The 25577-nt window shown below is 47.5% G+C and carries 18 protein-coding genes; 8 read left to right on the forward strand and 10 right to left on the reverse strand.

Translation table 11 applies throughout. The features are described from left to right. Positions 1 to 51: 51 nt before the first annotated feature. From JT717_RS08085 to JT717_RS08115, 7 genes are all read right to left on the reverse strand, one after another. Positions 52 to 1383 (reverse strand): vanadium-dependent haloperoxidase, encoded by a 1332-nt coding sequence (locus tag JT717_RS08085; protein ID WP_240347886.1) that lies wholly within the window; start codon positions 1381 to 1383, stop codon positions 52 to 54. Next, positions 1380 to 4676 carry a VCBS repeat-containing protein gene (locus tag JT717_RS08090; protein ID WP_240347887.1) on the reverse strand — a complete coding sequence of 1099 codons (3297 nt, stop codon included), beginning with the start codon at positions 4674 to 4676 and terminating at the stop codon, positions 1380 to 1382. Before JT717_RS08090 ends, JT717_RS08085 begins: the two co-directional genes overlap by 4 nt. A 218-nt stretch (positions 4677 to 4894) precedes the next feature. Further along, positions 4895 to 6775, reverse strand: coding sequence for a RagB/SusD family nutrient uptake outer membrane protein (locus JT717_RS08095; protein WP_205509693.1), 1881 nt, complete (start codon positions 6773 to 6775; stop codon positions 4895 to 4897). Between the two features lie 20 nt (positions 6776 to 6795). After that, positions 6796 to 10329, reverse strand: coding sequence for a TonB-dependent receptor (locus JT717_RS08100; RefSeq protein ID WP_205509694.1), 3534 nt, complete (start codon positions 10327 to 10329; stop codon positions 6796 to 6798). Positions 10330 to 10628: 299 nt separating this feature from the next. Then, positions 10629 to 11690, reverse strand: coding sequence for a FecR family protein (locus JT717_RS08105; RefSeq protein ID WP_205509695.1), 1062 nt, complete (start codon positions 11688 to 11690; stop codon positions 10629 to 10631). 289 nt (positions 11691 to 11979) lie between these two features. Beyond that, positions 11980 to 12846 (reverse strand): TolB family protein, encoded by an 867-nt coding sequence (locus JT717_RS08110; protein WP_205509696.1) that lies wholly within the window; start codon positions 12844 to 12846, stop codon positions 11980 to 11982. Positions 12847 to 12874: 28 nt separating this feature from the next. Beyond that, positions 12875 to 13453, reverse strand: a complete 579-nt coding sequence (locus JT717_RS08115; RefSeq protein WP_205509697.1) for an RNA polymerase sigma factor — start codon at positions 13451 to 13453, stop codon at positions 12875 to 12877. 289 nt (positions 13454 to 13742) lie between these two features. Here JT717_RS08115 and JT717_RS08120 point away from each other — a divergent pair, with 289 nt between their 5' ends. Then, positions 13743 to 14345 carry a DinB family protein gene (locus tag JT717_RS08120; RefSeq protein ID WP_205509698.1) on the forward strand — a complete coding sequence of 201 codons (603 nt, stop codon included), beginning with the start codon at positions 13743 to 13745 and terminating at the stop codon, positions 14343 to 14345. A gap of 159 nt (positions 14346 to 14504) precedes the next feature. Here the strand turns inward: JT717_RS08120 and JT717_RS08125 are convergent, their stop codons facing one another. From JT717_RS08125 to JT717_RS08135, 3 genes are all read right to left on the reverse strand, one after another. Continuing rightward, positions 14505 to 15080 carry a hypothetical protein gene (locus JT717_RS08125; RefSeq protein ID WP_205509699.1) on the reverse strand — a complete coding sequence of 192 codons (576 nt, stop codon included), beginning with the start codon at positions 15078 to 15080 and terminating at the stop codon, positions 14505 to 14507. 136 nt (positions 15081 to 15216) lie between these two features. Next, positions 15217 to 15594 carry an HYC_CC_PP family protein gene (locus tag JT717_RS08130; protein WP_205509700.1) on the reverse strand — a complete coding sequence of 126 codons (378 nt, stop codon included), beginning with the start codon at positions 15592 to 15594 and terminating at the stop codon, positions 15217 to 15219. A 229-nt stretch (positions 15595 to 15823) separates the two neighbouring features. Further along, positions 15824 to 16678, reverse strand: a complete 855-nt coding sequence (locus JT717_RS08135; RefSeq protein WP_205509701.1) for an MBL fold metallo-hydrolase — start codon at positions 16676 to 16678, stop codon at positions 15824 to 15826. A gap of 611 nt (positions 16679 to 17289) precedes the next feature. Here JT717_RS08135 and JT717_RS08140 point away from each other — a divergent pair. From JT717_RS08140 to JT717_RS08170, 7 genes are all read left to right on the forward strand, one after another. Continuing rightward, positions 17290 to 17763: a DUF5991 domain-containing protein gene (locus tag JT717_RS08140; protein WP_205509702.1), complete on the forward strand. Its 474-nt coding sequence runs from the start codon at positions 17290 to 17292 to the stop codon at positions 17761 to 17763. Between the two features lie 115 nt (positions 17764 to 17878). After that, positions 17879 to 19555, forward strand: coding sequence for a glycoside hydrolase family 43 protein (locus JT717_RS08145; protein ID WP_205509703.1), 1677 nt, complete (start codon positions 17879 to 17881; stop codon positions 19553 to 19555). Between the two features lie 232 nt (positions 19556 to 19787). Further along, on the forward strand, positions 19788 to 20573 hold the full coding sequence (locus tag JT717_RS08150; RefSeq protein WP_205509704.1) for a uracil-DNA glycosylase family protein: 786 nt from the start codon (positions 19788 to 19790) through the stop codon (positions 20571 to 20573). 1 nt (position 20574) lies between these two features. Then, positions 20575 to 22245: an amidohydrolase family protein gene (locus JT717_RS08155; RefSeq protein ID WP_205509705.1), complete on the forward strand. Its 1671-nt coding sequence runs from the start codon at positions 20575 to 20577 to the stop codon at positions 22243 to 22245. A 254-nt stretch (positions 22246 to 22499) separates the two neighbouring features. After that, positions 22500 to 23558 (forward strand): saccharopine dehydrogenase family protein, encoded by a 1059-nt coding sequence (locus tag JT717_RS08160; RefSeq protein ID WP_205509706.1) that lies wholly within the window; start codon positions 22500 to 22502, stop codon positions 23556 to 23558. A gap of 149 nt (positions 23559 to 23707) precedes the next feature. Further along, complete coding sequence (locus JT717_RS08165; RefSeq protein ID WP_205509707.1) at positions 23708 to 24601, forward strand: DUF1338 domain-containing protein; 894 nt, start codon at positions 23708 to 23710, stop codon at positions 24599 to 24601. Positions 24602 to 24774: 173 nt separating this feature from the next. After that, positions 24775 to 25518: a ThuA domain-containing protein gene (locus JT717_RS08170; RefSeq protein ID WP_205509708.1), complete on the forward strand. Its 744-nt coding sequence runs from the start codon at positions 24775 to 24777 to the stop codon at positions 25516 to 25518. Positions 25519 to 25577 lie beyond the last annotated feature (59 nt).

The raw sequence follows: 25577 nt of genomic DNA on the forward strand, positions 1-25577 counted from the left end.
TCGAAAACTACAGCCCCGGGAGACCGGTAACCGGTAACCGGCGACTGCGTCCTATGACGCACCACTCATCTTTTGTATGACCCAACTCCCAACCTTGCTCCCCACCACCAACCCATTCTCTATAGCGTCCATAAAATGAATGCCGCCGTAGAAGCGGCTGATGGCGGCTTCCTGGGCCGCCTGTTTAAAGGAACTGAAATGCCGCGGCGCCAATCCATAGGCTGCTTCTACATCATCGGTATACGCAAAATCATTTCCGAAAAAATGCGTTAGAATGGTGGCCGAACAGGCCGAGATCACTGAATGCCCGCTCAGGTATTCAGGAAATGGGGGCGTTTGTAAAACCGGCGTCCATTGCGGATCGATGTATTTGCGAATAGCCGTCTCCGGGCGAATGCGGTTGCTTCTGAATTTTTCATCCCAGCAACAGATAAAAGCATCCAGCAAACCTACTGCCACCCAGGTATGGATCTGCATCGCCTCTTCAAAACTTTTCCCCGCTTTTTTGCAGGCAATACCGGTGATGCCCAGCCAGTGTGCGCCCGGGGAGATCTTTTTACTACTTAATATCAGGTGACCATCATCCTGTATCGCAAACGGATTACAATCCCAGAAAGCGGCAATGACCCGGTGCTCCATCGATACGGGTTTGCCTGCATTATAATTTTGCAGTAATAGTTTGTAAAATGCCGACTTTTTACCGGTTGAAAAAGCGGTGGGCGGCGGCGCCATAAATTGTGAACAGGAATCCAGCGTCAGCGTACGCACGGTATTGAACCAGGGCTCTACCGCCGGCAAAAAACCGGGCGGGGTAGGATACCAGCAACCTTCTTTATCGATGGGCGAATAACGCGCGTAATTACTGATCTTGTTGTAATGGTCAGCCTTTGCATAGGCCAGTATTTTTTTACTGACCGCCTTTGCGTAGCGCCAGGAATTATAGATCACTTCTTCATCATATCCCAGGCGCCGGCAGGAGTCAAGGAACCCTTGTTCGTAATCGGCTAATAACTTACCAGAGGGTTGCATTTTCTGAGCTGTTTGCAGCATGGCCAGCACCGCGCTTAGCCGAACATCATACTGTTGTAAGCTGTCTGGTCGCCTTAAGTCGGGATATTCGTTTAACACACCATACATACTTTTAAACGCAGCATGCTGCTGCGTCACTACTTCATAACCGGCCAGGCAGGCATAGGAAAAAAAACGGGCAGCCAAAGGCGGATTGGTGATATCATGTATCATCACTTCCGTCATTTGCGTTAATACCTGGCTGATGGCCGCTGCTGTTAATGCAGGCGCCTGTTTAGTGCGGGTGGTACAACCGCTAAGCTCGATCATAAAAACTATTATGAAGTAAGTGATAGTATGTAAACGTTGTTTCATTTGCTTAATGTATAAGCTTTCACGGACTGCTGGTTGATCCCAAACAATAAGAATTGATTGATGGATAACACACGGCGCACATCTCCTTTAAGATAAAATCCCGAGCGTTGCTGATCGAGATAGCTAAACGCGCCTTTGCCGTCATTTTGCAATAACACGCCATAGTTGGCGTCGTATTTACCCGGACGTAACCTCGCTTTGTTCATATTGCCACATAAGAGCAGGTCTTCATGCCCGTCTTTATTATAATCAAGTGGGGTAATGGTAAATACCGGCGCCTGCTGGGCCTGAAGCGGCAGTGGTTTCATTTGTAATTTACCGGTGGTAGTGCTTTCAAAATACGCGGTCTGCAGGCAGTTCGCCTGTAAATGGCTGGCGCCGTCCATTTCTTCCCTCGAAAAAATATCGGTGAGGGTAGCACTTGCATAGGTTTTATAATCGGTAAAACGGGTGCGCATCATACTTATCTGATCGAGCAGTTCATCCCGCGTGCAATAGGGATAAGATCTTTCCCGGATGTAAAAACAAAAAAGCGGATCAATGGCGCCATTGTCGTCAAAGTCTTTATAGTACAGGTCGGCGGGTTTTGCATCGCTGGCGCGGCATTGGGTATTCAAACCCAGGTTGCCGATCACCAGGTCGGGCCGGCCATCCTTGTTGAAATCACCGCTTGTGATCGTATTCCACCAGCCCCGGTAAGGTTTATCAAAATAGCGCAGCGTTTGATCCTGCAGGGTATTATTGATATTGATGTAAACGCTCACCGGCATCCACTCGCCCACGACCACCAGGTCTTTTTTACCATCCTGGTTCAGATCGATCCAGGCAGCATCGGTGATCATGCCCGCCTTTGAGAGCGCAGGCGCAATAGTTTGCAGCTGATTGGTAAATCCTCCCTTGCCATCGTTAATGAGCAAAAAGCTTTCCGGCGTTTCGGGATAACGCCCCGGAATTACCCGGCCGCCTACAAAGAGATCAGGATGTCCATCGTCGTTTACATCCTGCGCCCGTACACAGCTTTTGCTCACCCGCATATCCGGCAGGGCATTATTGCTTTTGGTGAAATTGGCTTTGCCATCATTCAGGTATAAGCGATCCTGCAGGAGCGGGTCATCGGAGGCATAATTATGATAACCGCCACTGGCTACATAAATGTCGTTGAATCCGTCGCTGTTCAAATCTGTAATAACGGCATCCGCATCCTCGCAGAATGCATCAGCTTCAAATGCGGGCGCTTTCTTATGTATGAACCGCCCATCTTTTTGCTGCAGGTAGATCATTGCCGCCTGCCCGCTGCCACCACCGGCAAAAATATCTTCCAGTCCATCCCCGTTCACGTCGCCTTTTACCAAACAGGGCCCGTTGAAAGACAAAGGACTTACCAGCAGGGGTTGCCGCTTGAAATCGTTTATCGCGTTTGCCGGTGCTTTATAAGGTATCGGTGCATTCGTTTCCGTAAAGAGGGCAGGGGCGGCAGGGACTGCTCTGTACAGATCCTTTGCTGCTTTTTCTTCGATTAACAATGCCTGGTCGGCCCGAATGCTTTGCAACAATTCTTGTTTGCCACTGAGCCATATTACCCGTACGGAATCAATAACCGTTTCTGTTCCCAGTCCGAAATGAAGCAGGGATGATACGGTTGACAGATAACCGCGGGTGGGCATCTGTTCCAGGTATTGCTGACCGGACTTACTATAGAGTATTACTTTGGCGCCAATGCCCTGGGTATTACCCGGCAGGCCCTGCAGTTTGATCTGCAGGTAATGGGAATGGTTTTGCTGGCGGGCTTCATTGCGATAGATAAAAGCAGGCTGGTTGATATTGTTGATCACAAGATCGAGATCGCCATCATTATCCAGGTCGGCATAAGCTGCGCCATTACTATTCGACGCTGTGGTGAAACCCCATTGCGCCGATATATTCGAGAATGTACAGTTCTTATTATTTGCAAACACGTAATTGATCACATTCGAAGAGGGTATCTGGTGCACCAACTGCAACACATCTTCCCGCCGCAGGCGGCCTTTGCTTTGTACATAATCATTCATGTATTTGATGAAGTCGAGATTGGTATAGTCGCGCAGGTAGCCATTGGTCACCATAAGGTCCTTCCAGCCGTCGTTGTTGTAATCTGCTAATAAAGGCGCCCAGCTCCAGTCGGTATTGGAAACACCGGCTAACTGACCGATCTCGCTGAATAAAGGGCCAGCCATTTTGGCCTGGCCCTTTCCAATATTCAACTGCAACATATTCCGCATATACTGGTAGTGAAAGCCAGACCGAACGATCAATTCAAACTTCTCATAATTATCCGGGGCGAATAATAATTTCTGGCGATGGTTGTCTTCGGGCAGCATATCGAGCGTATAGATATCGGGCAATGCATCGTTATTGATGTCGGCAATATCGTTTCCCATCGAGAACTGGCTGTTTTGCCCAAGGCTTGTTTTCAACTGATCGGTAAAGCTTCCGTTATGGTTGTTGATGTACAAATAATCAGGTACCGTATAGTCGTTCGAGATGTATATGTCGGGCCAGCCATCTCCATTGAGATCGGCGATGCCGGCGCCCAGCCCATACGTTAATGAAGAGCTGCTGATACCGGCCTGCCGGGTGATATCGGTAAAGTAGTTTTTATCATTACGCAATAACCGTACACCGATCGCAGGGTTTTCTTTTTTTAACAGCGCCGCCGTACTGGCCTCATCCAGCACTGGCAGGGAATTGGGATTGTGATTGAGTAAAAAAGCATCCAGGTCGCCATCCCGGTCATGGTCGAAAAAATAAGCCTGGGTACTGTAACCCGAATCCGCAAGACCGTACTCCCGGGCCTGTTCCTGAAACTGCGGATAACCCTTTGCGTCATTACCGGTATTAATGAACAGTTGATTGACCCTATTTTTCGGCTGCAGCTTGCCGGAATAACAGAGGTAAATATCCAGCCGGCCATCGCCATTTACATCGGCCATGGTGATGCCGGTCTTCCAGGGCCCTGGTCTTCCTGCCACACCGGCTACCCTGGTTATGTCCTCGAACTGCATAGCCCCTTTATTTAGGTAAAGCTGATTCCCGCCCATATTGGCGGTAAAATAGATATCCGCCAGTCCATCCCCATTCACATCGCCGGTGGCCACACCGCCGCCATTGTAGAAATATTCATACATCAGCACATTTGTATTTATCCCCTCGGTTAAGGTATTGGTGAATGTAATGCGGGTACTATCGGCCGGCAGGAGGGTGAACAGGGGATGGGCCGGTGCTGCTTTGTCACCATTTCTGTGGCAGCCGAGCATGAAAAATATGCCGACACATAGTAAGCAATGTTTTGGTTTAACTTGGATCATATGCCGAAATACAATTTCTGATTTCAAGATTTCGGAATTTTGAGATTTCATCTGGTTTTAGCCTTCCGGTAAATCGCAAAATCCCGAGATCTCAAAATCGCTAAATTCCTTACTTTACAATTCTTCATTCCTTATATACTGAGCGCTTGACCCAGGTAAAAATGTGATTAATTGTACCCGGGGTTTTGTATCAATTTCAAATTCGTATTCATTTCGTCCTGCGCAATGGGCCTGAAATACATTTTATCGTCCCATTTGCGGTTTTCCTGCGCATTTACTTCCAGCGGCGTATATATATAATTATACCTGCTTTCATCGCGTTTGTAAGGCGCTGGCGGCGTAGCGCCGGGTTTCAGATTGCCTACTACATCTATGTACCTGAGCTTGCGACCAAGGGTTTCCGGGGCAATCATCCAGCGGCGGCAATCGTGGTAACGATGCTCTTCGAAAGCCAGTTCAACCCTTCTTTCATTCCAGTACCGTTGTTCCAGTGCAGCTCCGGTTTCATTCACGGCCGGCATGCCGGCCCGGTACCTGATCCTGTTCAGCCAGGTCAATGCTTCAAGATCTTCACCCAGTTCTATACAGGCTTCTATATAATTCAGCACAATTTCGGTATACCGGAAGAAAGGCCAGGGTATGGTTTGCCGGGTGGTATTGTCAACAATGTTTGGATCGGGATCTATGAATTTGCGCATGTAATAACCCGTCCAGCTGCCATTCCAGTTCTCAATAGAGCTGTTACGGGTGTCAAGCCCGGCAAGGAATTGCCCACCGCCCTGGTCGTATTTACCGGTCTGGATCTGGTTGGCGGGATCTACATTGCCAGAGATCTTATCCCGCGGTTTCCAGTCGGCCCCATCGTACAGGATCGAAGCATAAAACCGGGGATCACGATTGTTATAGGGTTGCGCTTTATGGGCTGGATTATTCCAGTCGAATTTCGATCCGTCCATCATTTCGTAATCATCTACCAATTGTTGTACAGGCGTATTACCGGCCCAGTTATGATAGCCATTGGGTCCATTGGTGAGCCCTACATACATGCCGGCATATTCATCCTTGCTGTTCGTCCAGTACCGGCCGAAAAGGATTTCACTTTCAGCCAGTTTGTCTACATCACCGGATTTACTGCCGCCCCCCATGGCCAGGGAGATATAATTCTTTTTTCCTTCGGCTGCCGATACCGGTGCATGCAGGTTCATCTTATAACCCAGGGTCGACGCAGCATCCATGACCGCTTTGGCGGCGTTTTTGGCGGCCGTCCACCTGGCTTTCCGGTCACCGCTTACATATCCCAGTAGTTCCGGGTTGGCATAAGCGCCGATCAAACCTGATTTTGATCTGGCAGTTGGAATATCGTGCAGATCGCTGGCAGCATACAATAACATGCGTGATTTCAAAGCCATTGCAGCCAGTTCGCTGGCCCGGCCTTGCGGCATGGCCTTTCCTTTCAATTGTTGAATGGCGCTGTCACATTCTTTTATTATAAAATCAACGCATTCCTGCCAGGTATTCCGCGTAACGCTGTAATCTTCGCCCAGTCCGTACGACCGGGTAATCAGCGGCACCCCACCGTAATACCGCACTAACTGGTGATAATAAAAAGCCCGCATGAAATGCGCTTCCCCCTGCAGTCTTTCATTAAGTGGCGGATCGTCGAAGGAAGCGGTGCGTAAATTTTCCAGCGCCAGGTTGGCCTGCCTGATCTTGGCATACATATCGTTATTACCGGCATCTTTTCCCCAACGGTAATTGGCATTCACCCAGCCGATGTTCGAGGGATTCAGGGTGCCTTCATTAACCACATTGATTCCCCGGCTGGGGTGGGTGAACAGCGCTTCATCTGATAGGGAAGCCAGCATTTGTTCATCAAATCCGCCCTGTCCCAATCCCGTATAGATTCCGGTGATAAATGCTTCCGCCAGGGCGCCATCTTTCCAGGCATCTTCTGACGGTACCCTATCCAGCGGTTTTGTATCGAGGAAGTCGCGATTGCAGCTTCCTGCGAACGCAATGATAAAAACACAAAACAGGATCTTTTTCATCTATAACTAGTTTAATAATGTTAGAATGATACTCTTGCTCCCACATTTAAAATCCTTGATTGCGGATAATATTGTCCATTGCCGCTGGTTGATTCGGGATCCCAGATCTTCATTTTATCGAACGTAAACAGGTTGATACCGTTTGCGTACAGCCGAAGACTGCTGATACCGGCCTTCTCCATGATCTTAGCCGGCAGGTTATACCCGAATTCGATGTTCTTCAATCGCAGATAATTGCTCTTCCGCAGCCAATAGGTATTGAGCCCAAAAGCGCCGCCGGCGAAATAGGTGTTTCCTCTGTTCACCAACCGGGGATCAACACTGCTGGGGTTTTCCACGGTCCAGCGGTTGTCGTAGGAATATTGCAGGAAGTTGCCAATGGTGCCCGATTCGGTACCAATGAATAGCAGTCCGCCAGTGGCGCCCTGGAATAGTAATGTACAATCGAAAGCCTTATACTGCAGGTTGAGATTTACGCCGCCGGTAAACCAGGGATCCCGGTTCTTTTCAAGGCGTACCCGGTCATCGGCATCGATCTTTCCATTTCCATCAATATCCCGCAGCTTCATGTCGCCGGGTAATAATTTATTGGTAGCGGCGCTATAGTCGATGGTATTTTTGTTGATATCATCCTGGTCGATAAACACGCCATCGTATTCGTATACCAGGAAAGCAGCGCCATTGGTGCCAAAGGTTTTTCCTTTGGAGAGCTGATGCGGTTTCAATCCCGGTGTCTCCGGCAGGTTGATCACTTTATTGCGGGCATAACCGCCATTCACACTTACGCTGAAACGCAGGTCGCCGAAATAATCATTGTAACCGATATTGAATTCAAAACCCTTGTTACTGACCTTGCCCAGGTTCTCAGGTGGCAGGGTAATACCCGCCGATGCCGGTACTACGGCAGAATTCTGCATCAGGATCTTGGTGCGAATATTATTGAATACATCCAGTTCAAAAGTGAGGCGGTTGTTCAACGCAGAACCCTCCAGTCCGATATTCGCATTGTTCGCTACTTCCCAGGTATAACCCGGATTCGGCACACCGGTTTCCGTAAGCGTCTTCACCATGTTCCCGTTGATGATATAGGTGTTCAATCCGTAGGTTGGCAGATAGCGGTATTCCTGCAATACATTATCGAAGAGAATATTATCGTTCCCCATCTGGCCCCAGGATGCACGTAGTTTCAGGTTATTGATAAAGGAAACACTTTGAAAGAACTTTTCTTCCGACAAACGCCAGCCAAGCAATACACCGGGGAAGAAACCAAAGCGGTCACTTGCCGGGAACATATAGGAACCATCATAGCGCCACAGGAATTCGATCATATACCGTTCCTTGTAGTTGTAATTCGCCCGGCCAAAATAACTCAGGCGTGCCCGGTTGTAAGCGCTGCCGCCGTTGTTCAGCTGAGCATCACCACCGGCGATCAACTGATCGATAGCGGTGGAAATATAATTGCGGCGGAAAGCATTGAAGGTCTGGTTCTCGATCGTTTCGCGGGTTACAGCTGCCAGTAAGTTCAGGGTATGATCTCCAAAGCTGCGGTCGTAATTGATAAAACCCGACAGGTTGATGTTCAGCTGATCTTCCTGCGATTCGGTCAACCGCGGATCGGTAAAGGTGGAACGCACCGAGCGGATGAGTTTGGGAGTAACGCCATCAGGTTCATAGCTGGTCTTATCCCAGTTATAGAGGTACCAGGGCGTTTCCCAGCGTTTGCCGCGGCGGAAATACCTGTCTACCGCTGCAAAACCCGATATTTTCAAACCCTCTACATAGGGCACCTGGATATCAACCCGGCCATTGGTTTGAAAATAATCACGGCGGTCCTTATCATAACCGGTTTGGTTGGTGGTGATCACGACCGGGTTCTGACCGTTCTCTATATCGGGCCCCGGCAACCCATTGGGCCAGATGGCCTGCTCTGTAGGTTTACCGCGCATGAGCATGCGGAATATAGGTTGTGCGCCTACGGTAGGAAAGAACCGGAACTCTTCGCGCGCCGTTAAGCCGATCGTCGTATTAATGTATTTGTTCACCCGCACATCGAGGTTCAGGCGCATATCATATTGTTTGTACCCCGTAGCAGAGTTTTTATAGTAACCATCCTGGTTGTTATAACCCAGGGAGGCGAGGTATTTCACATTTTCAGAACCGCCGGATAATTGCACATTATGTCTCGATTGGGGCGACCATTTTTTCAGGGTGGTGGCGAACCAGTCAGTGTTAGGATGTCCCCATGGGTCGGAGCCATCCGCGAATTTCTGAAAATCGGTAGGAGAGTAGATGGCATCTACTTTTACGCCATTATCGGTACGGGTATAGGTTCCGTTCTGTTTGAATGCATTCCAGCCTGCCGCCCACTGATCTGCCGGCAGATCGAATAAGGTAAGTTCATTGATGATGGTAGCGTATTCCACGGCGTCGCTCATTTCGGGTATCCGCGTAGGTTGCGCCCAGCCCTGGTTGAAATCATACGACAAGAGCGGCTTGCCCGATTTTCCCCGTTTGGTGGTAATGAGAATAACGCCGTTTGCAGCGCGCGAACCATAAATGGCAGCGGCTGCATCTTTCAGGATCGACATGCTTTCAATATCGGCCGGGTTCAGGCGTTCGAGCCCGCCGGCCCGGTCGGGCACCCCATCTATTACGATCAAAGCGCCGCTGTTATTGGGCGTATTGGAACCGCGAATGCGAATGGTAGAGCCATCATAACCGGGCTCACCGCTCGATTGAATGGTGGTAACACCCGGTAAGCGGCCCGCCAATGCATTTGATAAATTCACGGAAGGCGATTTTGCCAGCTCGGCGCCTTTCACCTGCGCAACGGCGCCGGTAACCGTTACTTTCTTTTGGGTGCCATAACCTACCACTACAATTTCACCTAACTGACCGTTGCCGCCGGGCGCCAGGGCGATCGTGATGGTCGTTTTTCCCGCAACGTTCACTTCCTGGGTTTGATAACCTACGGAACTAACTACCAGGATGGTATTACCTTCCGGTACATTGATAGTAAAATTGCCTTCTGCATCGGTATTGGTACCGGTGGCAGTGCCCTTTACAACAATGCTCACCCCTGGCAGGCCTACGCCTTTCTCATCGGTCACCTGGCCCTTGATCTCCTGCAACATGGCCGTTTCTACTTTTACGGTCAATACATCAATGCCGGGTGGATCACCCAACGCAGAAGATGACATCCTGTATAATATAATACGGTCTTTCACTAATTTAAAGGTGATGCCAAAAGGCGAAAGCAATTGCTCCAGCACTTCGCCGAGTTTTTTCTGACTGACTTTAATGGATACTTTGCGGCCTGCTTCAATGGTCTTGGAACTGTATACAAAGCGGGCCCCCGTTTGATGCTGTAACAGATTGAACACATCTTTCAGTTGTTCTTTTTCAACAGACACCGAAACGATCTTGTCGAGGATGCCCTGCGCTTCGGCCGAATTATAATACGCGTACGTATTCAGGAAAAGGACGAGGAAAACTTGCAGAAAGCCCAGCTGTAAGGCAATAGGTTTCATGGCAACAAATCGTTGATAGTTCATAGATGAGTTGTTATGGTGAATGGTGAATGGTCAATGGTGTGAATAGTCCTCGCCATTCTCAGGCGCAAACATACAATCGCAGCCATCCGGTATTGGCAGAAAACAAGTCGGCAAATAAATGACCTGTTCCGGTATTTGCCGGACCTTCACAATTGATCATGGAGATCATTCAATAATAATATGTCAGGAAAGTTGTTCCCGGTGCGGGACTACGTGATGAATAGTTTTTCTCTCATGCGACAATCGTTTTGGATGTTGGGTAATAATGAATATTAATTATCAAATGTTCCTGGCTGCCTTCAATCACAGCCGGAACCCTTTATCAGAATTCGTGTGCCGCGAACCTCGTAAGAGGCTTGCATGGATTCGCAAATAATTTCCAGTTGGTCGAAGAGATCCTGTCCTTTTATATCGCCTGTAAATAAACATTTCGCCAGGCTCTCATTTTCCATCACCATCTCAATATGGTAGGACTGTTCCAGATAATGCAATACCCTTGCCAATGGTGCTTCATCGAAAACAAAGTTCAACTCCGTTATTCTTTCTTCTGCATTTCCGCCGCTAATCACCGGTAGTGGAATATCAACCAGGGTTGTTCTGAAATGATGATCACTACCATTATATATTACCCGCTGGTTGGGTTTTAATATCACACCGCCCGATTCATCATTCCGCCGGTTCGATACGGTTTCCCGCCCGTATTCATAAACAGCTACCTTACCCGTTTGAACCGATACTTCTATATTCTTTGTATTTGGGTGGGTCTTTACATAAAAGCTGGTGCCCAGCACCTGCGTAACAATATTTTTGCTGTACACATAGAACGGCGATCTCGGGTTCCGCGTCACTTTAAAAAATGCATTCCCTTCCAGGTACACCTCCCGTTTAGCACCGGCTAATGAATCACTGAACTGTACAAGCGCCTTTGGTTCCAGGATCACCATCGATCCATCGGGCAAATGAACAGTATCGTTGGTTAAACCATCGTTCTTTATCCGGTGCAAATACGCCAACCGCGAATGATGGTCTTCGATGGCCGACTTGCTGTTATTGACCAGGTACCACCAGGCCGCTGCTATAACGGCCCCGCTGATAACAGCGGCACTCAACCAGCGTAACCATAAAGGCACGATAGCTGTTTTGCGTGGTAAGGGTGGGCTTCCGGTAAGCAGCGTTTGCTGTTGTACTTTCGGCCAAAGGCGCTCCAGCGACTCCTTTATTTCCTCCGGAGGCAGGGAGGGATCAATGCCTTCCTCATCACCCAGTAAGTCGTACCATTGTTCAACCAGTTTCCGTTCTTCCTCAGTGCAATCATTCTCTACATACCGTTTCAGCAAATGATAAAAGGCCTTTCGATTCATGTAGTTTTGTTTGTCTCTGCAGGCAGAGGTATAGATTAGTCGGTTAAGAAGGGCGCTTCCCTAAAGGGGAAGGAAAATTTATTGGGAGTAGGTTGAAAACTTAACCGTATAACGTTATTTGTTTCAGTGAAAATTCATTTAACGGTTACCAGTTTCCAGTTACCAGTTGCCGGGCCTTGAATGTCGATCACTCTACCTGCAGTCGGCAGGCTGATTTTGATCCCGGTAACCGGGAACCGGCAACCGGCGACTTTTCTGTTGATTGCAGGCATGTTTTCTACAATTCTCATTAATTCAACACATCACTGGATATCCACTTCACATTAAACTCACTGCTGAAAAAGAAGTATTTCCCATCCGGAGAGAGATTAGGGCAGTACTCATAGGTCCTGGTATTAATGCCGTGGCCTAATGGTGTAGGTGTTTGCCATTGACCGTTGCGGTTATGGGAGATATACAGATCAGCCTGGCCCAGCCCACCCGGCCGGTCCGATGCAAAGACAATGTACGATTCATCAGGCGCTATCAGGGGATCATGTTCATCGAAAGTGGTATTCAAAGCTTTCCCCAGATGAACAGGCACTGCATACCCATTGCCTGTCTTTTTACTCATATACAGGTCCAGGTTGCCATCGCGGTAGGAAGAAAAGAAAATATTACCTGCACGGGATACCGAGACGTAATATTCGGTGCTGTCGCTATTGACCGCCGTAAGCCGTTCCGGCGTCGCATAACCATTCGCGACTTTGGCCATGCGGTAAATATCATAGTCTTTGGTAGTATCATTGTTGTCTTTAGGCCGGTTCGAGATAAAATAGATAGCACTGTCGGCCGCGACGAAAGGGTCGGTATTGGAGTACAGGGTATCGAAAAGCGGGCTGATGGTTTCGGGCTGCCATTTATCTTCCCGCCAAATGGACTCATAGATCATATACTTCCGGTTTTGAGACCGGGAGAACAGAAAGGTTTTGCCATCTGTCGTAAAGGCAGCGTTGAAATCAAGCGTATCTGTCGATACAATACCCGGCAGAAAGACCTGGGCTGTGCTATCTGGCGCCGGCGAGGGATAGGCAATGCTGTTGGATGAACAGGCTGGCAAACCAGCAGCCACTGACATAATTAACCAGGCAGCAGTCCATGTATAATTGAATTTCATAGCAGAAGGTTTAGGCAGGTTTTGATGGTCAATACAGACTTAACAGGAATAATTCCACAATAATAAAATCTTTCAGGTGCAGCCGCATAAATTTCAGTGATTGTGTTACATGATATTCCACCGCTTTTTCCGACAGGTTCATATATTGCGCGATCTCTTTGGTAGAGCGCTTCTCATACCGGCTCAGGCGGAAGATCTCCTGCGTTTTATGGGGTAGTTTCTTAATGGTATTGTCAATGGCAATGGATAATTCATGTAGCAACAATCTGGACTCTGAAGAATTTTCATGCCCGGTTAGCTGATCCCTGGCTGACTGGTAATATTTTTCCCGGATAAGCTGGGAACGGATATAATCAATGACCTGGTAGCGAACGGCAGATTGCAGGTAAGATGGCAGGTGCTGGATCTGGGCGGTCTCGCGTTTTACCCATAAGCTGATGAAAAGATTTTGCACCAGTTCTTCGGCAATGGCTTTAGACCGCACTTTCTTCAGGGCTGCCAGGAAGACCATTTCACTGTAACGCGCATAGATCTCTTCCAAAGCAGATCCATCACCGGCTTTGAGTAATTTCAAAAGTATCGCATCGTCAACAACCTTGTAGTTCATATGGCTGGGTCTATACAAATATAACTAATTAGCCCGTGTGAAAATGTATATAACGGAATTTGGCAGACTAAGCTTGCTTGTTTTTTCATTGTCAGTAGCCTGTTACAGTTATACCAATTGGCTAATTGCCGATATGAATTAGTTAATATCAGACAAAAGGGCGAACGTATAGGGGTGATTATGATCATGTTGAACTTATTATAATATTTCTTAATTTAGCACCCGCTACGATCATCCCGCTCTATATAAACAGTACCCTGTATTGTTCACCACCAAAAAGCAATTGCATATGAAAAAAATGTTTTTCCTGGCATCCGCCGTATTGATGCTTTCCTTCCTGGTAGTTGATCCCATTTCAAAAAAAGAAAGGAACTACGCCACCAAACAATTAAAGGACACAGAAAAGGCGCTCAAAGAGCAGATCAAGGGGCTGTCGGAAGCCCAGCTGAAATTTAAACCTGCCGCTGACCGGTGGAGTATTGAAGAATGCGTTAAGCACCTGGCTGCCAGTGAAGAAATGTTCTGGCAAACTTTGGAAGGTACCGTAAAAATGCCTGCCAATCCCGAGAAACGCAGTGAAATAACAGTGACCGACGAACAACTGGTACAAAAGATCGGCGACCGCAGCACCAAAGTGAAGACCTCCGACAAGCTGATGCCTGAAAACCTTATTTTTAAAGACACCGACGAAGCATTTGAATCTTTCAAAAAGAACCGCGATAAAGTGATGGAATATGTGAAGTCGACCAATGATGGCCTGCGCGATCATATAACGCAAACGCCGATTGGTATGGTAGACAGTTATCAGCTAATCCTGTTCACGGCCGCTCACACCAACAGGCATACGCAGCAGATCATGGAAGTAAAAATGGATCCGAATTTTCCGAAGTAAAAGCGTAAGGTTTCATGCAAGCCATAACGGCCAAAGGAACAAGTGGTTTCTTTGGCCGTTTCCCCAAAAACAAAGCCCACCGCGGTTTACGCTGTGGGCTTTTGTGTTGTACCCTGAAATGTGCACAATCTATCTCTGGTTTTTCATTTTCCCCACTCACTATCTCTTAGATAACCCCGTATTGGTTTTCTCTAAAAGATGATTCACCTTGTATTTATTGGCGAAATGGTCATAATGCGCCAACTCATTGTCATTGCGGAACTGCATATCCAGGTAAATATGGAACAGGTCATTATCCGGAAATGATCTCTTCAGATTCGTTACGGTCAAAGGCAGGATCTCGCCTTTGCCATAGGTTGAATAGAAATATTTCCTTACCCGTTGCGTTCCCTTTGGTTGTGATGCATACACATCTTTATAATAGATCCAAATAGGTCCTTTCTCCAAAAAATAATACGGTGTAAAGTTCCAGGTGCGTATAATGTTATTTTTGTTCTTATAGGCATAGATCTCATCCTTGAAAACATGGATCTTTTCGCCATTGTGCTTTACGATGATGAAAGGTTTGGCAATAAATTCATTGAACCGTAATTTATTGTCGTTCGATTCATCATTCGTAGCATACGTTAACTTGTTATTTTCAAAATCATCCAGTGTACGATAAACTCCGCTCTGGGCATTTGCTACCATTCCGGTGGCTACTGTAAACGATAATGCCATAAAAATCCTTCTCATGGTCTTACGATTTATTGGTGATTGTACTATTGATTAAAGCCGCTGCACAGCTCAATGGCCGCCAGGTAAATTATAGCTTGCTGTAAAGTTTGTAGAGCAATGAGCCCCTGAAGTAATAACGGGGCAGAAGGATCGATCAGAGCCGGTGTACGCAATGCAAAATAAACAATGGAATATTCGCCTCATGCGGCGGCGCATTGTTTACTGGATAAACTTCCGGTAAAGCAGAAACCGGAACAAATGCGTAATCAGGATAAGAGGTATTCAGTGACGCCGGTACAAATTTGGCAACCCTGATCTTGGCATCATTCCGTTTTTGATCATGTCCCAGCTTGGCCTTCTTGTGATCGTCGTCGTTGCAATTACCTTTTTCCTCGTGTGATGTATTGTCCTGGGACGTGGCGCCCAGTCCTATAGAAACCAGTTTTTCCAGGCAACAATCCAGCCGCAACGTAGCACCGAAAGTGCTTGTCAGGTAAACGAGGGCCAATATGGTCACCAGAAATTTTTTCATCAGATTTCCTGTCGCAAAACTACAGTTTGTTGCTCTTATTGCTAAAAACGCTATGCCAGTCCTTTTTCTTTTATAATTTCCTTAACATTCTACAACTCATAGAATTATATAAATAAAATTGAGTTATGTCTGTTCTGCCGGTTTTGCGAAAAAAACAAAGGCGGGAAGCGGCTGCACAAGCAAAAAAATGCCGGTATTTACCCAAATTTAAGGGTGGCCAGCGCCCAGATCACCATAAACGCAATTGTGTATATGTTGGCGCTGTTCGTACAGCAATAGTTGCTTTTTGAGGCAGCTCAAAGGGCAATGCCTGATCATTTGATCTCACCTGGTAAACGGCTGTTTCCTCAAAGCGGGACGCTACAATGATCTGTGTATTGCCGGCATATTCGTTAAACAGCTGTTGCACCAGCTGGGGCGAATTATTATCTCTCGACAAATGGGAAAGGAACAGATGGCTCATATGTGCCGGCCGGTGTTTTGTAAATACTTCCAGCGCCTGTTTGTTCGAAAGATGGCCATGGCCACCGCGGATGCGGTTCTTCAAATGGCGGGGATAAGTTCCTTTTTCCAACATCTCTTCATCATAGTTGGCTTCCAGGAAAGCAGCATGGCAATGTTTGAAATGCATGATCAGGTTTTCACAGGGCGAACCTATATCGGTAAAGACGCCGATGTTCACATTGTTACCATTTACCATAAAACTATGCGGCTCGGCGGCATCATGTTTTTTAGGGAAGGCCTGAACAGCAAGACTGCCAATGCGAACCGGTTCATAGGCCTTAAAATTGAACACCTGTTCTTTCTCCAGCTCTAACCGGCCATGATACAATGTGGAGTCGGTAATGTAAACAGGCAATTTATATTTCTTTGCGAGCACAGGAATGCCGCAGATATGATCGGTATGTTCGTGGGAAACAAAAATGGCTTTCACCATTTGCATCGATAAACCGAGGCGGTTCATACGCCGTTCCGTTTCGCGGCAGGAAATCCCGGCATCTACCAGGATGGCTTCCTGGTCGTTGCCTACATAATAACAGTTTCCATTACTTCCGGAATTAAGCGATGCAATAAACAGCGACATGGTCTTACAAAGATAGGGTTTGAACGGTGCCAACAGCCAGGCAAACCCGCTGATCACCCGGGCCGGACAGGATTTTTTTATCCCCAGGCTTTCTTATGCCTGCCAAAAATTATGTCTACAAATTCGTTCGCCTCAGACAACCGACCTTCTGGCAGAAATATCGTTTAAACGGTACAGCGAAACAGCGTCAAAAACCAACCGTGCCACGGTTTGCATCCGTAACACGGTTAAACCTTTTATTTCGCTTCATTTCCACGGCAGGGGTTCTTGAAAATCGAAAATATCCGGCCGTTGGTCCTTCATTTTTTCCACAACGGCGAAAAAACGATAGCCCGTAACAGATAAATATTGAAATTGCTGCGCATAACAATACAATGCTCCCATTGTCATTTATCAGCATTTGTAACCCTGCCCCTAACCATCGTAATATTACTGGTTGCACTTTTATCAATAACCTCTTATCTGCTTAAAGCAGAACGCGCTAAACCCCGGAAAACAGGCAGGAAAATGGGAAGTTTCAAGACAGGCGTAGTATAAAAGCAATAGTGGATCCCGCATAAAATACCGGTAACCGCAAAGCGGCAACCGGCAATTATAAACTTATCTTATCTATGAAAAGATCGCTGCTCATAGTTGTATCTGCATCTTTGTTATCGTCCATTTTCTATTCCTGCTCAAAGAGCAATTCATTTATCCATTGTACCAACTGGGTGGGTGATTATGCTTTTTATGAAGCTCCCGTGCCTACGGCTACCGGCATTAATAAGATCATGGAATGGGAGTTGTCTGTATCACAGCAACGGGATACCTGCTGGGGTATGTTAGAGATAACCGGTCTTACGAATTATATGAAAATATTGACAACGCTTTCAGGGGATTCTTCGAAAGTGGATGTCGTTTACTACAAATACCTCGATGGTACTACCCATTTTAATCCGGGCGACATCTTGTTCAGTTTGAGCAGGGACGACAGCAGCAAAATACTGACCAATTGGAACCGCCTGCAACCGATGCTGGCGGAATTTCCTGACGTGGAAGGCAGCTGTTTCAAACGATTGAAGAATAGAAAAGCGAATGATCTGTAAAGGCTGGTTGGTGAAAAATAGATCTCATGATCTCTGAACCGCTAAAATTGCTGATTCTTTCAATTGCTTAGAACTTGTTTTGTAAATTTGGTTTACAACCTTACAGAACTTGCCCATGATAAAAAGAATATTCCTGCAAACGATCGCCTGCCTCATGATTGTTAATGTATGCAGCTTTGCCCAAACCGCCCGGGTCTCCAATCCCATTTTAGCCGGCTTCTATCCCGATCCTTCCATTTGCAAGGTGGGCAACGATTATTATATGGTCAATTCTACATTTGCCTATTACCCAGGTCTGCCCATATTTCACAGTAAAGACCTTGCCAACTGGGAACAGATCGGTTTTGCCATGGACCGGCCCGAACAGCTGGACCTCGAGGGGGCCGGCGTATCACGTGGCTTGTTTGCGCCTGCCATCCGCTTTCATAAAGGCACTTATTATATTACCTGCACCCACATCGATAAAGGAGGCAACTTCATTATCACGGCTAAAAATCCCAAAGGCCCCTGGAGCAACCCGGTGTACCTGCCCAGGGTGAATGGCATCGACCCTTCGCCTTTCTTCGACGATAACGGTAAAGCTTATATCGTTTACAACAGCGTTGCCCCGGATGATAAACCGCAATATGACGGCCACAGGACCATCAGAATGTATGAGCTCGATCTGGCTACCCTGCAAACGAAAGGTGAAGAGATCCTATTGGTAAATGGCGGCACAGACATCACTCAAAAGCCGGTATGGATAGAAGGTCCCCATATTTACAAATACAACAAGATGTATTACCTGTTGTGTGCGGAGGGAGGAACCGGCTTCAACCATTCCGCTGTCGTTTTCCGCAGTAAAAAGATAGAAGGTCCCTATGAGCCTTATAAAGGCAATCCGATTCTTACCCAACGAACTTTGGATGTGAACAGAAAAAAGGCGGTCACCTCTACCGGTCATGCCGACCTGGTTACGGCTCCTGATGGCAGCTGGTATGCCGTTTTCCTCGGCTGCCGCCCTTATGCAGGCGGGCATTACAATACCGGCCGCGAAACTTTCATGGCGCCGGTGAAATGGAAAGAGGATTGGCCGGTGATCCTCGCCCCCAATGAAACAGTCCCTAATAAAGTAACCATCACCGGCGCTACAGCCAAGGACCCATTGCCTTTCAGCAGTGATTTTCATTTTATTGATAATTTTAAAAATACCACACTGAACAAGCGGTACCAGTTCCTGCGAACCGTAAAGGCCCCCTGGTATCATATAAATAGTATTTCGGGCTTACTCACCATTCAATTAAAGCCCGAGACCTGTGCTGATAAAGGAAATCCGGCATTCATTGGTTTCAGGCAATCGCATCAGCGGGGATATGCCGCCACCGCATTGTCGTTTACCCCTGCCAGTCCGCAGGAAAAAGCCGGACTGCTGGTCTTTCAGAATGAACAGCATTATTACTTTCTCTGCCAGTCCATAGACAATAACCAGCCCGTGGTGCAATTATACAAGGGGCCTGGTAAAGAAGGCGGGCAGCCCAAACTCCTGGAGGTTTATAAGATCCAGACCAGCACTAACCAGCCGCTGCAGCTAAGAATACAGACCAACGGCAACGCCTATGCTTTTTATTATGCAGAAAAAGGCAGCAACAACTGGCGGGTGTTAAAAGAAGGGGTTGACGCCAGTTTCCTGAGCACCGCCACCGCCGGCGGTTTTGTAGGTTGTATGTATGCTATGTATGCAACGTCGAATGGCGCACCTACAACGAACAATGCAGTGTTCAGCCTGTTTGAGAGCAAGGGAAATGATCAATAAGGGCCCGCTCAAATAAAAAATCAGTAAAAATACGGTTGCTATAATATGCCGGACTTAGTAGCTTAGCCAACTGAGTTCCCACCCAACTGACTTTCTCTGTTGATGAACTAACCATCATGTACCCGCTGGAAAGAATGAATTGTTACCGGTTTTTCCGGTGGCCAGCTGCCTTATTCGAAAAAGCGCAGCCTTCGAAACAACCCATACACTGATTTATTAAACTGAATGAAAGATGATCCAGTTCGACAAAGGGCCGGGCGCTGCATTTGCCAAACATTTTGCCGCCCTGCCTGATCATGATGCCATTAAAGAGCATTTCTGGTACGACTGGGGCCCGGTGTTCTATCGGGGCCGGCTCGATGGAAGCGCCAAAATTATATGTGTAGCTTCTGATCCCGGGCCTACGGAACGTATTGCCGGCAGAACCCTGGTGGGCAATGCCGGCCAGCGCGTACAGGGCTTTCTGCATAAGATCGGTTGTACGCAATCTTATGTTTGTTTGAATGGATTTGCATTTGCCCTCTTTCCCAGTCATCTCAGTCAGGGATTAAAGATCATCGGCCAACCCGATCTGACGGCCTGGCGCAATAAGCTGTTCAATATGCTTAAGAAGCCCTCCCTGAAAGCGGTCGTGGCATTTGGCGCCGTGGCCCAAAAAGCCGTACAGCTATGGGACAATAAAGGTGATGTACAGGTGTTTGAGACCTATCATCCCAGTTATCATTCAGGTGGCGCGGCCGGCGAGAAAAAAATGCTTACCGACTGGAACCGGGTAGTAACGGCTTTGCGGGCGATCATTCCGCCCGATGAAGGTGCTTCCACCACCTTGCCCCTGTACGGAAATAAATTTGCAGAACATGACTATGCCGCTATTCCACGGCTCGACCTGCCATTCGGTTTGCCCGATTGGTTCGGCAACGATGCATTCTTCAGAAAAAAGCGGAGCATGAACAGTGTAAGCAGGCCTTCTCCCGATGACCGCCACACTTTGTTATGGAAAGCCCCCAAATTCAGTTGATATGCCCAAAAAACCTGTCATAGACCCGCTGGAAAGCCCTCATTACGCATTACAGGGCATTATCGTAACGATGGTTGCGCCGGATGAAATTATCAAAGGAACCCTATTTGTAAACGCTGCCCGCATTGAAGCGATCATCCCCGATGGCAAACCGGTTCCCGAAGCGCTGCGCAGTTACCCGGTGATCAAAACCAAAGGCACCATCTTCCCCGGTTTTATTGAATTGCACAACCATCTCAGTTATAATTGCCTGCCCCTGTGGCAAGTGCCCAAAAGATACGAGAACCGGGCCCAATGGAGTGGTATTGATCCCTACAAACAACGCATCAGCTATCCCATGAACCTGCTGGGTAAAACAAAGGGTTATGTTGAAGCCATTGTCCGCTATGTCGAATGTAAATGCCTGGCCGGCGGAGTAACCACTTCGCAGGGCATTATGCTCTTCAGCAATGCCGGTATCAAAAAATTTTATCGCGGTATCGTACGTAATGTAGAAGAGACCGCCGATCCAACACTGCCCGACGTAGATGCGCATATTCCGGATATTGTTGCCCGGGATGCAGAAAAGTTTTTTAAGCAGATCCAAAAAAGCAGCTGCATGCTGCTGCACCTGAGCGAAGGTACCAATGCATCGGCCCGCAAACATTTCACCAACCTGCAGTTCAGCGAGAACGAATGGGCGATTGGACCATCTCTCACCGGCATACATTGCGTAGCGCTGCAAGCGCCGGATTTTGCCATCATGAAACAAAAAGGAGCTTCCATGGTATGGTCGCCCTTCAGTAACCTGCTGTTATATGGACAAACAGCCGATATTAAAAGCGCGAAGGCCAGCGGCATTACCATTGCGTTGGGCAGCGACTGGTCGCCCAGCGGCAGCAAGAATATGTTGGGCGAATTGAAAGTAGCCAAATTGTACAGCGAGGCAAATGGTAAGCTGTTCACCGATTATGAATTGCTGGCCATGGCCACCAAAAATGCCGCCCGCATCATAAAATGGGATAAAGAACTGGGTACCCTTGAAAAAGGCAAACGGGCCGACCTGGTGGTCATACACAACCAGGGCAACGATCCTTACAAAAACATACTGCAGGCATCAGAGAAAAGCATAAGCCTGGTAGTGATCAATGGAACGCCCAGGTATGGTGATGCTGCCTTAATGCGCTCATTTGATCTCAGGCATACAGAAGCCAAAACCATTGCCAAAAAACAAAAACTGTTTTATCTGCAACAGCTGACCCAGGATCCGGTAGTAGGTGAGCTAAGCTTATCAGAAGCTACCAAACGGATGCGGGATGGCTTGCGCAATATCAAAAAACTGGCCGCAGGTTCTTTACCTTTAAGGGGGATGTTAGACAAAGCTGGAAACCGTTTCCTGGTGCCGCTTAAAGCAAGACCTGAAGCCAATGCAGAACCCGAATGGGTATTGGTGCTCGATCATAATGAAGATGAAGGCGAAGCGGTTCGCCCCCATTTCGATCCCATGGCAAAACATGGCCTGCCTTTTAAAAAAATAGCGGCTATGGAAATAACCCCCGAGGTACTGACCCCGATCCAGCTCGATGCGCTCACCGTAGCCAGCGACAAAAGCTTTTTCAAACGCATTGGAGCCCAGATAAATTTGCCTGATTATATCAAGAAGGGCTTGAAGAAAATGTATGCCGATCTGTAAACGCCCGCTTTTGCGGTAAAACGTTACGCGTTTGGCGTTTGGCAGTTTTGCCTTACATTCGCATGGTGAACGATAACGTTAAAATATTTTACTCCTACCTGGCATTCCTGCGAAGCGCATGCGCCAATGTGCCATAGCATTTACGTTTTTTGTACATATCCCATTTTCTTACAACTGTAAACCCTGAATTACCTGTCCGTCCTTGGCGGAAACCGGAAGGGTTATTATATTCATATTGTTAATCAAAATTAATTATGAAACATATTGCCGTTATCGGACTGGGCAAAGTGGGTTCACTGGTGGCCACTTTGCTGAATAATGTATTTACTGTTACCGGTGTTGATAAAAACAAACCTGCCGATGTACCATTTGAAACAGTTACCGGAGATGTAAAAGATGCGAAATTCCTCGAAGAGCTGTTATCGAAACACGATGCCGTGGTATCCTGTTTGCCCTATAACCTGAATTTGCCCGTAGCCGAAGCTGCTTATAAAGTAGGCATTCATTATTTCGATCTTACCGAAGATGTGCCCACGACAAGCGCTATCCGTAAAATGGCGGAAACTTCAAAAGGTGTTATGGCGCCGCAGTGCGGCCTGGCGCCCGGCTTTATTGGTATTGTGGGCGCCGATCTTTGCCATCGCTTTACCAAATTACGCGATGTAGAGCTGCGCGTGGGCGCCTTGCCGCGTTTTCCCAACGGGTTGCTGGCTTATTCATTTACCTGGTCGCCCGCCGGAGTGATCAATGAATACATCAATGATGCAGAAGTGATCCACAATGGAATGCGCAAGATGGTACCATCCCTGGATGGCATAGAACAGATCAATATAGAAGGGCAGGAGTTCGAAGCTTTCAGCACCAGCGGTGGATTAGGCACTTTGTGCGAAACCCTGGAAGGCAAAGTAGATACGCTGAACTACAAGACCATCCGCTATCCCGGCCATGCCCGGCTCATGCGATTTTTGTTATATGAGCTGATCCTGAAAGACAAACGCGCCTTAACGGAACAAATATTAACAGAAGCCAAACCGCCGGTAAGGGAAGACGTCGTTTATGTATATGCGGTGGTCGAAGGCTGGAAAGGGCAGGAACTGGCCCGGGAAGAATTTTATCAAGCCTATCATCCCATTACCATCAATGGCCAGGAATGGCGGGCCATTTCCTGGACCACTGCCGCTTCCGTAGCTGCTGTAGTGGAAATGGTAGCCAATAAAGAATTGCCGCAAAAAGGATTCATCAAACAGGAAGAAATTCCGTTTGAGAAGTTCCTGAGAACGAAAAACGGAAGCCTCTACGCGAAACAGCCATGATCGTCAGAAGGTGAATGGTCAATGGTCAATGGTGAATAACAGCTGCCGAAAGTATAGTGAGGACCGATGAAGCGTGAGGCTTGTATTTAAAGAACAACAAACCATAAACAATAAACTATAAACCCCTGAACGGGTGAGGATAAATAAATATGTCAACCATACTTGAAAATGTATTAGAAGGTTTGATGCACAGGTACCGTGAGCGGGTACCCGATGTGTCGGGCATTGTCAATGCCATGATAAAGGAAAATATCATCCAGCAGGCATCTGACATTGAGAATGACCATATTGCATTTCGAACAATGGGCGTGCCGCACCTGGGCATCCAATCGCTGGAAAAGATCTTTTTACACTATGGATATCAGAAAAGGGACTATTACCATTTTCCCGAAAAGAAACTGGATGCTTACTGGTATGCGCCGCCGGCGCCGCAGTATCCGCGGATCTTCATCAGTGAGCTGCGGGTAAAGGACCTGTCACCTGAAGTGCAGGCAATCATTACAAGTTATACGAATGAAGTTACTGCCGACCCGGTAGAACAGCTGAACCTGGATGATGCAAGAGCAGTAGACCAGTTCCTGCACAGCGGTTTGTGGCGCTTACCCACCTGGGAAGACTTTGAAGCGCTGGGCAAACAAAGCGAATACGCAGCCTGGGTAATTTATAACCGGTATTACCTGAATCATTTTACCATCAGCGTACACAATCTCAAAGAGGGCTACAATACCATTGCCCAATTCAACGAGTTCCTGGAACGCAATGGGTTTACCCTGAACAATGCGGGCGGAAAGATAAAGACCAGTCCGGATGGCGGGCTGCTACAAAGTTCAACCGTTGCGGAAATGATCGATGCTCGTTTTGCCGCCGGCGATGTACATAATATCTCCGGATCCTATGTAGAGTTTGCCGAAAGGCGGGTTTTGCCGCAATTTGCGCATTTGCCCCAAGATCTGATAACGCGCGAACACCGCCGCGAGGGGTTTGAAGCCGGCAATGCCGACAAAATATTTGAAAGCACCTACAGTTCGCAAACAAAGCGGTAAATGCTGCAAGCTGGTGCTACAGGTGCCACACTTTGAAAGTGTGGCACACTTCGTTAAAGGGAACACCTGAGGCAACCTTTTGGTCCGGTTTTCCGACTTTGTGAGTTACCATACATATCCTGGAATTCGGTATCTTTCGGGCACAGACCAAGCATGTAAAAAAATAACATATCATGAAGAAAACGATCCTAGTTTGCCAATTGCTTTTAATACTGACTGCTATCATCTCGCTTTCCTGTAAAGAAGACGATCCCCCGGCAAAAGACAGGGTGCTGGTATTTTCAAAAACAGCTGGTTACCATCATCAATCGATCGATATAGGGGTGAAAACCATCCAGGAGCTGGGTGTGAAATATAAGTTTGCGGTAGATACCACTACCGATTCCACGAAATTCGTAAGCAGCAACCTGAAGCAATATGCCGCCGTGATCTTTTTAAATACTACCGGCAATGTATTGGGTGATGAACAGCAGACGGCTTTTGAGCAATACATTAAGGGAGGTGGCGGTTTTGTGGGCGTGCATTCCGCAACAGATACCGAGTACGGATGGCCCTGGTATGGCAAACTGGTAGGCGCTTATTTTTTAAAACATCCCAAGATCCAGGAAGCTGTTTTGAACATCAGGGATCCGAAGCATATCGCCACCAGCCATTTACCCAATCCCTGGAAACGTACCGATGAATGGTATAATTTCAAGGATATCCAGACTGACCTGCATGTACTTATCTCCATTGATGAAAATTCTTATGAAGGCGGCAGCAATGGCGCCCATCACCCCATGGCCTGGTATCACAACTATGATGGCGGCCGTGCATTTTATACTGCGTTAGGACATACAGAGGAATCCTATGCCGACCCTTTGTTCCAGCAGCATTTATGGGGTGGTATTCAATACGCGATAGGAAAGAAGAAGTAATTGATGGAACAATATTAAATATTTTCAGCCTTCCATTCGGGAGGCTTTTTTGTTAGCGG

Source organism: Longitalea arenae (genome assembly GCF_016924755.1).
Taxonomy (GTDB): Bacteria; Bacteroidota; Bacteroidia; order Chitinophagales; family Chitinophagaceae; genus Niastella; species Niastella arenae.

What these genes read in the sequence shown, in the direction of transcription:
- JT717_RS08085 (WP_240347886.1), bottom strand. Translation starts at nt 1,383, where the DNA reads ATGAAACAACGTTTACATACTATCACTTACTTCATAATAGTTTTTATG.
- JT717_RS08090 (WP_240347887.1), bottom strand. Translation starts at nt 4,676, where the DNA reads ATGCTCGGCTGCCACAGAAATGGTGACAAAGCAGCACCGGCCCATCCC.
- JT717_RS08095 (WP_205509693.1), bottom strand. Translation starts at nt 6,775, where the DNA reads ATGAAAAAGATCCTGTTTTGTGTTTTTATCATTGCGTTCGCAGGAAGC.
- JT717_RS08100 (WP_205509694.1), bottom strand. Translation starts at nt 10,329, where the DNA reads ATGAACTATCAACGATTTGTTGCCATGAAACCTATTGCCTTACAGCTG.
- JT717_RS08105 (WP_205509695.1), bottom strand. Translation starts at nt 11,690, where the DNA reads ATGAATCGAAAGGCCTTTTATCATTTGCTGAAACGGTATGTAGAGAAT.
- JT717_RS08110 (WP_205509696.1), bottom strand. Translation starts at nt 12,846, where the DNA reads ATGAAATTCAATTATACATGGACTGCTGCCTGGTTAATTATGTCAGTG.
- JT717_RS08115 (WP_205509697.1), bottom strand. Translation starts at nt 13,453, where the DNA reads ATGAACTACAAGGTTGTTGACGATGCGATACTTTTGAAATTACTCAAA.
- JT717_RS08120 (WP_205509698.1), top strand. Translation starts at nt 13,743, where the DNA reads ATGAAAAAAATGTTTTTCCTGGCATCCGCCGTATTGATGCTTTCCTTC.
- JT717_RS08125 (WP_205509699.1), bottom strand. Translation starts at nt 15,080, where the DNA reads ATGAGAAGGATTTTTATGGCATTATCGTTTACAGTAGCCACCGGAATG.
- JT717_RS08130 (WP_205509700.1), bottom strand. Translation starts at nt 15,594, where the DNA reads ATGAAAAAATTTCTGGTGACCATATTGGCCCTCGTTTACCTGACAAGC.
- JT717_RS08135 (WP_205509701.1), bottom strand. Translation starts at nt 16,678, where the DNA reads ATGTCGCTGTTTATTGCATCGCTTAATTCCGGAAGTAATGGAAACTGT.
- JT717_RS08140 (WP_205509702.1), top strand. Translation starts at nt 17,290, where the DNA reads ATGAAAAGATCGCTGCTCATAGTTGTATCTGCATCTTTGTTATCGTCC.
- JT717_RS08145 (WP_205509703.1), top strand. Translation starts at nt 17,879, where the DNA reads ATGATAAAAAGAATATTCCTGCAAACGATCGCCTGCCTCATGATTGTT.
- JT717_RS08150 (WP_205509704.1), top strand. Translation starts at nt 19,788, where the DNA reads ATGATCCAGTTCGACAAAGGGCCGGGCGCTGCATTTGCCAAACATTTT.
- JT717_RS08155 (WP_205509705.1), top strand. Translation starts at nt 20,575, where the DNA reads ATGCCCAAAAAACCTGTCATAGACCCGCTGGAAAGCCCTCATTACGCA.
- JT717_RS08160 (WP_205509706.1), top strand. Translation starts at nt 22,500, where the DNA reads ATGAAACATATTGCCGTTATCGGACTGGGCAAAGTGGGTTCACTGGTG.
- JT717_RS08165 (WP_205509707.1), top strand. Translation starts at nt 23,708, where the DNA reads ATGTCAACCATACTTGAAAATGTATTAGAAGGTTTGATGCACAGGTAC.
- JT717_RS08170 (WP_205509708.1), top strand. Translation starts at nt 24,775, where the DNA reads ATGAAGAAAACGATCCTAGTTTGCCAATTGCTTTTAATACTGACTGCT.